Here is a 5,155-nt window from a genome sequence, read left to right as displayed (position 1 = left end):
CTCGAGTTGCGTCGGCGACGTCCGGCACGGCGCTCGACCCGCTCCGAAACGATCAGTCAGTCGGCGAAGGTGCCGACCAGCCGCTGCGGGGTGATCCTGACGGCCACCCGCACCACCTCCGGCGGCAGTTCCAGGTACTCCTCGCCCGCGCCGGGCCCCTCGTACTGCTCGGCCAGGTTGAATCCTCCCCCAGCTGAAGCAGGGGGATTCCTGGCTCACGCTGCCTGCGGGTCAGCGACCCGACAGGTCTTCCGCGATCAACACCAGCCGGGTTGAAACCAGCCCGGTTTGATACGGCAGAGCTTGGAGGTGCAGGTGCTGTCCTGGCTCTCGATCAGCACGGTGTGCGCGCTTGGTTCTCGCACCGCACGGCGTGCACTTTACCCACTCGGGTAGACGGTGTTCCGCCCTTCGGGCGACATCCCGTTTCCTGCCCTGCTCCGCAGGAGTCCGATTCTCCCCCGCAAACGGGAGGCACCCCCACCCCGGACTGAAGGCCGAGGCACCCTCGGATGAACCCGGTGACCTTGCGGCAGCCGGCTGCCGCAGAGAGCAGCAGGTCGTCGCCGTCTCGGGCGACCCAGACGACCGAGGTCTGGGGCTGCCATCGGGGTTCACGGTGGCCAGCACGGCGGGATTCACGTCGTCAAGAAACCTGCGGGCCCGCGAAATCCCGGGCTCGTCGATGCGGGTCACCGGCGGGATGCACCGGCAAAAAATACCTGTCCGCTGGTTCTTTTCCGGTGCCCGGGTGGCTGATTCGCGATGGGCGCGCACAGGCGCTCCGCGGACCGGATCCGCTGGAATTCCCGGCCGCGGATTCCCGGCCGTTGATTTACCGGCCGCGGATTTTCGGGCGAGGCGAACCGGCCATGATTCCCGGCCCGCACGGCGTGCCGTTCCCGTCGACGGGACAATTTCCGCGTCGGAATCTCGCCTTGTGATGCCGCCTGCCATCGGCGCTATTCACAGATTAGTTTGACGCGCAACCGTTCGAGTGCCGCTCCGGTGCCGCCCCAGCCCTCCCTGCGAGGGTTCTCGCCAGTTATGTGCACCCTTCTCATGGAGGCATGATGGCGCATCAGGCCGATCGAACCGCGGGGTCGCGTGGCGGCACGGCGACCGCTCTCCCGCAGCCCCCGCCGCGGCAGCCGCGCGGCGCGGCGGCCGCGCCGCGCCGGGCCCAGGTGCTGACGACCAGGGTGGGCCTGCAGATGCCGGCCAAGATGGCCTACGACGAGTGGGAGCGGGCCGGGCGCCAGCTCGCCGACGTCCTCGACTCGTCCTCCTGGTGGCTGGGCGACTGGATGGTGTACGGCAAGGACCACTACACCGACCGGTACCAGCGCGGGATACGCGCCGCCGGCCTCTCGTACCAGACCCTGCGCAATTACGCGTGGGTCTCACGGCGTTTCGACCTCACCCGGCGCCGGGCCGCCCTGAGCTTCCAGCACCATGCCGAGCTGGCCTCCATGCCGGTCGCGGAACAGGATCTCTGGCTCGACCGCGCCGAGCAGCGGCAGTGGACCACCAAGCAGCTGCGCGGCGCCATCCGCGCCGCGCGCCGGGGCGAGCAGCAGCCGGACGCTCCCGCCGAGCCGGTCCGCCGCCTGGAGGTCCCCGGCAGCCGTCTTCAGTGGTGGCACAAGGCCGCGCAGCAGCGGGGCGTGGACTTCGAGCAGTGGGTGATAGCCACGCTGGACAGCGCGGCCGCGAGCACCCTGGACCTGGGCGCCCTGGAGGAGCACCCCGAGGTCGCCGGGGTCGCCGGGGTCGCCGAAATCTCCGAGGCCTCCGAGCTTTCCGGGCTCCATGGTGTCGAGGGCGTGGCGTGCCGCGCCGAGCGGAGCCGGCCGGTGGCCATCAGCGCCTGAGTCCTCGGGTGCCGAGGCTCCGGCATGTCACGGCAGCCGGCTCATCAGGGCGGCGGTCTCGCGCCGGTACGTGCACCCGCTCTGTCCGAACGACTCCCGTACCCGCTCGCGCACCTCGCCCGGTTGCTCCTGGCTGAGCTTGAACATGCCCTCGGCCCCGGTCACCGTGAACCGGAAGGCCCCCACGGCCGGCACGATCTCGCGGAAGTAGCCGAGCGAGGCGGTCATGTCCCAGCCGTTGCCGAACGCCCCCTCGAAGGCGCGCACGGTGGACTGCACCACGCCCAGCGTCTCCTCGGTCGAGGAGATCTTCTCCACGACGCCCCGGACGTGCACCGCGGTGAAGTTCCAGGTCGGTGCGGCCGGGGTCTTCTCGTACACCGTGGGCGACACGTAGGAGTGCGGGCCGGTGAACGTCAGCAGCAGGACGCTGCCCGTCTGCAGCGCCGCCCAGTGCGGATTGGCCCGGTTCATGTGCCCGAGCAGCGTGGCCCCCGGCAGTTCGCCGCTCCACTCGCCGGACGTCTCGGGGTCGAAGATGACCGGAAGATGAGTGGCGTACGGACCGGACTCGGGGCTGCCGTTCGTCACCGCAAGAGCCAATGGATTACCGCGGATCAGATCAACCGTCCACGAATCGTCCGGTTCACGATAAGAGCTGGGCACGAACATTCTGATTCACCCTTTCGGCAATTGGCTCAGAGCGTGGCTCCGGCTCACCGCAGGCCGCGCCACGAGAAAATTTCAAGAATCCGCGCCGACCGTACCGCCGTCCCGTCGGCAGGACAACGTTTTCGTATTTCGAGCAACCGGCGAAGGACCGGAAACAGCCTTCGTACTGTCTCCGGTTTTTCTCCGGGAAACTCTCCGGAGAACACCGCATTCACCGGCGGCGGTGCCGGCCCCTTCCGCGGACGCCGCCGGCGAACAAGGCGGCGCATGGCCGAATGCCCCTCCCCGTCACCGCCCGGGTCCTGTCGCCGCCCGGGCCCCGTCACCGCCGTGCGGGTCCTGTCACCGCCCGGGCCCTGTCGCCGCCGCCCGGGCCCCGTCACCGCCCGGGTCCGTCACCGTCCGGATCCCGTGGCCGGCGCGCACCCGCGGGCAGCGCCAGGGGCCGCCGGGCCCCGGCGGTGCCTCCACTGCACCCCGGTCGTCCGCCACTGCACCCCCGGTCATCCGCCACCGGGCCCCGGCCGTCCGCCGCCGGACCCCGGAAACGGTCCCGGCCAAGGGCCCCGGGGCAAGACCGTCCCGTCGCAGCACCCCGGATCCCACCCCTCTCACCAGCGACTCCGCCACCGCTCCAGCGTCCCGAGACGAAATCTCAGGATCGCCTTGCCAACATCCTGGCAAGGCTTTGCCAAGCCGGAAGGCGCTGTCGTCCTCTCGCCGCCCCTCTGCGGGCCCGTGGCGTGGGACACGGCGACAGCACAGCGGCCACTCCGGCCACCGGTCGGGTTTCCAGACGCAATCGGGAGCATTTTCATGGGCATAACGGGCAGGCGCAGCCAAGAGATCTACGACGTGGTCGGTATCGGGTTCGGCCCGTCCAACCTGTCGCTCGCGATCGCCCTGGAGGAACACGGGGCGAGCGATCCGCAGCATCCGGTCACGTCCCACTTCTTCGAGCGGCAGCCCGCGTTCGGCTGGCACCGGAACATGCTGCTGCCGTCGACGACCATGCAGATCTCGTTCCTCAAGGACCTGGCGACCTTCAGGAATCCGATGTCCCGGTTCAGCTTCGTCTCGTATCTGCACGCCGCGAACCGGCTGGTGCAGTTCGTGAACAACCAGGACTTCTTCCCGACCCGCCAGGAGTTCCACCAGTACCTGGAGTGGGCGGCCGCCGGCATGAGCGACCGGGTCACCTACGGCGCCGAGGTCACCTCGATCCGGCCCGTCACCGAAGCCGGCTCCCCGGGGTCCGACCTCCTGGAGATCGAGGTGCGCGCCGGCGACGGTACCACCCAAGTGGTCACCGCGCGCAACGTGGCCATCTCCACGGGCCTGGTGCCACGTCTGCCGGAGGGCATGACGGCCGGCGAACGGGTGTGGCACAGCTCGGAGTTCCTGGGCAGGTTCAACGCACGGACCCCGGACGAGCTCAAGAGCGTGGCGGTGGTCGGCGCCGGCCAGAGCGCGGCCGAGATCACCCGGTTCCTCCACGACGCGCTGCCGCACGCCCAGGTGTCCGCGGTCATCCCGTCCTACGGCTACTCCGTCGCCGACGACACCCCCTTCGCCAACCAGGTGTTCGACCCCGGCGCGGTCGACGAGTTCTACTTCGGCACCGAGCGGGCCCGGGACGCGTTCTGGCGCTATCACCGCAACACCAACTACTCGGTGGTCGACTCCGACGTCATCCGGGCGCTGTACCAGCGTGCGTACGACGAGGAGATGCGCGGCATCCGGCGGCTGCACTTCCGCAATCTCACCCGGGTCACCGAGGTCCAGCACACCGACAGCGCGACACGGGTGGTCCTGCACTCGCTGCTCGACGACCGGACGGAGGAACTGGCCGTGGACGCGCTGGTGTTCGCCACCGGCTACGACGGCCTGGATCCGGCCCGCCTGCTCGGCGACTTCGACCGGCACTTCCTGCGCGACACGGCGGGCAGGCACCGGGTGGAACGCGACTACCGCCTCGTCAGCGCATCGGGGCTGACCTGCGGCGTCTATCTCCAGGGCGGCACCGAGCACAGCCACGGCCTGTCGTCGTCCCTGCTGTCGAACATCGCGGTACGCAGCGGTGAGATCGCCGATTCGATCGCGCTGCGGCGCACCGAGCGGGAGCTGGGCCGTACCTGCCCGGTGGAGGTCGCGCACTCGATCGCCTGAGACGGCCGTCCCGGGGCGGGCGCCCCGGTGCCGTGGCTGCGGCGCCGGGCCGGGCCCCGGCGGCTTCCAGGACGCGCCCGCCCCCGCGGCACGGCGTCCGCGGCGAACGGGGACCACGGCCGGTGCCAACACCCGTCGTCCACCGGAACCCGGAGAGCCCGCCGTCCCCATCGCCCCTGATGTCCCCCGCCCGCTGTCCTGTTGACAGGACGTGACGCGACAGCAGGACACTCAAGAACCGGAAGCGGCTCCATCGCGGGCGAGTCGACGAGAACCGGCCCGGTGCCGGCCCGCGTCCGCGGCGCACACAGCCCGGGCCGACAGGCGCCAACCGTCCCAAGAGCCCGCAGCGTAGCCAAGCGTCTTCACGCAGTTCTCCAGCGCATGTCCACCGGCACGGGCCCGGCCCGTGGCCGGGGCCCCCACAGAAGGAGTCGTGA

The 5,155-nt window shown here is 70.3% G+C and carries 4 protein-coding genes; 3 read left to right on the top strand and 1 reads right to left on the bottom strand.

All coding sequences use genetic code 11. The features are described from left to right. Positions 1–197, top strand: a 197-nt coding sequence (locus N4G66_RS44715; RefSeq protein ID WP_261710078.1) for a hypothetical protein, incomplete at its 5' end; no start/stop codon positions are given. 873 nt (positions 198–1,070) lie between these two features. Then, the gene (locus N4G66_RS44710; protein WP_261710077.1) at positions 1,071–1,874 is read left to right on the top strand and encodes an LmbU family transcriptional regulator; all 804 of its coding nucleotides are present in this window, start codon (positions 1,071–1,073) and stop codon (positions 1,872–1,874) included. Positions 1,875–1,901: 27 nt separating this feature from the next. Here N4G66_RS44710 and N4G66_RS44705 read toward each other — a convergent pair whose 3' ends face one another. Further along, on the bottom strand, positions 1,902–2,546 hold the full coding sequence (locus N4G66_RS44705) for an FMN-binding negative transcriptional regulator (protein ID WP_261710076.1): 645 nt from the start codon (positions 2,544–2,546) through the stop codon (positions 1,902–1,904). Positions 2,547–3,362: 816 nt separating this feature from the next. Here N4G66_RS44705 and N4G66_RS44700 point away from each other — a divergent pair. Continuing rightward, the gene (locus tag N4G66_RS44700; protein ID WP_261710075.1) at positions 3,363–4,715 is read left to right on the top strand and encodes a lysine N(6)-hydroxylase/L-ornithine N(5)-oxygenase family protein; all 1,353 of its coding nucleotides are present in this window, start codon (positions 3,363–3,365) and stop codon (positions 4,713–4,715) included. Positions 4,716–5,155: the final 440 nt, after the last annotated feature.

It is taken from the genome of Streptomyces rhizosphaerihabitans (genome assembly GCF_025399795.1).
Taxonomy (GTDB): domain Bacteria; phylum Actinomycetota; class Actinomycetes; order Streptomycetales; family Streptomycetaceae; genus Streptomyces; species Streptomyces rhizosphaerihabitans.
Note: the sequence above shows the minus strand (reverse complement) of the source record. Positions and strands in the feature narration are given on the sequence as shown.